We start from the raw sequence: 1,578 nt of genomic DNA on the forward strand, positions 1-1,578 counted from the left end.
GTTCAGATCATCGGCGTCGGGCGATTTCTGCACGCGGGCGATGAACTTGTCCGTGTAACTGGCGAAGTCGTTGGTAGCGGGGTGTTGGCGGACTTCGGCAATGAGCGGCTCCACGACATGCGGCGCGCGCTTTCCCTTCGTCGCGGTCAACTGCAGCAAAAGCCGTCCGTTCATGTGGCTCATGTGGCTGACACGAATGCCGCCGACTTCCATGCCGCCCCACTTGACCTTGGGGTCGCGATAGAGCGTCAGGGAACGACCGGTGTAGACGTTGGCATCAGGGCCCCAGACCTGCACCAGCACGCGGGACATGCTTTTGCAGGGCTTCCAGACGCGCGGCTCACCTTCCAGTTTGATCGACACCGGCTGTTCAGTGCCTGGGCTGATCGAAACGCCTTCGATGGTGAAGGTCTTCGGGCCGGCGAGGAAGTCGTCGCTGGAAATTTGGTCGCTTTTGGGTACGATCACTACGCTCATATCGTTCATGATTCACTCCTGTTGAATTGTCCAAAATGAAGCTTCGCTGCGGTGGCGTAGGCAGCGGATGCGAGTTCTTCAGTCGGGAACCGCCCGAGATACTTCAGCTTTCCGTTTAACCGGATTGCAGCCCGCCACTTATTTGCATTGGAAGTCGAGCCATCGAACCAAGCGCCTTTTGCAGTGCGGCCCTTTTGAGCAGGCTTGTTCATCGCGTTCTGCGCTGCCGTGACTGACCGCAGATTTGACCGGCGGTTATCCAGCGGGTCACCGTTGATGTGGTCGGTATGCAATGCGTCGGGCGTCTGATTCACCACCCTATGCATGTAGATTAGCGGTCCTTTGTGCCGCCCACGTCGAGCCGCGTAAAAAGTGCCGTTACCTCGCGATTGAGCATACCACTTGACCCCTGCCAGTTCGTCAAAATCGGCGTCGTCCACGGTGGCGAACTGACCTCGCGTGAGGGAAATGAGCTTAGACATACATCTCCTGTTCGATCACACGTTCGGTCGGGATGAGGTGCGCGGACACCTCGGAATAGATCTGAAGTCGCTCGGCCAATTTGGCTTCGAAGGCGGCGGCGGCTTCGATGATGGCGCCTTGAATGGCGTCGTCAGGCCAGACGCGAATGACCGCCATGGGCAGCCCGCCGGAATACGAGATGAAGTCCAGCCACTCGCGCTCACTGACCAGCAGACCGGTCTGGCACTGCATCAGGTAGTCATCGGGAATCGTGCCGCCGGTGACGTTCTCGATGATCGTCTGCACCTGGTATTTGGCGCGGCGGCTCTTGCACTCGATCAAGCCTTCATCGCCGATCAGTCCGTCGGGGCTGTAACCGATCGTGAAGCCCCAGCGGTTGTTGGTGATGAAGCCGCATTCGGTGACGGGCGCATATTTCTCGGCGTAGACTTGCCGGGCGCGCACTTCGTCGTCCATGCCGCGAAGCATGTCGTCCGAGATGTACTGCGGCTCGACAAATTTCGTCACGCGCTGGGCAAGCAGTTCGTAGGCATGTGCGCGGGTCTTGTCGTTGTTGGCGACTTTGCCGGTGGGGGTGATAATCAGCTTCATTTCTGAGGCTGTCAGCAGTCCGCAGCG

Annotated in this window: 3 protein-coding genes; all 3 read right to left on the minus strand. The window is 58.9% G+C overall.

From position 1 onward, the window contains the following. On the minus strand, positions 1 to 486 hold a 486-nt coding region (locus B7Y43_RS20030), incomplete at its 3' end, for a hypothetical protein (RefSeq protein ID WP_374133418.1). Continuing rightward, entirely contained in the window at positions 483 to 959 is a 477-nt protein-coding gene (locus tag B7Y43_RS20035) for an HNH endonuclease (RefSeq protein WP_374133419.1), read from the minus strand. The genes B7Y43_RS20035 and B7Y43_RS20030, both read right to left, overlap by 4 nt. Further along, positions 952 to 1,578: YqaJ viral recombinase family protein (locus tag B7Y43_RS20040; RefSeq protein ID WP_374133420.1), on the minus strand; the 627-nt coding region annotated here is incomplete at its 5' end. The genes B7Y43_RS20035 and B7Y43_RS20040, both read right to left, overlap by 8 nt.

The organism is Sphingomonas sp. 28-62-20 (genome assembly GCF_002281505.1).

What these genes read in the sequence shown, in the direction of transcription:
- B7Y43_RS20035 (WP_374133419.1), bottom strand. Translation starts at nt 959, where the DNA reads ATGTCTAAGCTCATTTCCCTCACGCGAGGTCAGTTCGCCACCGTGGAC.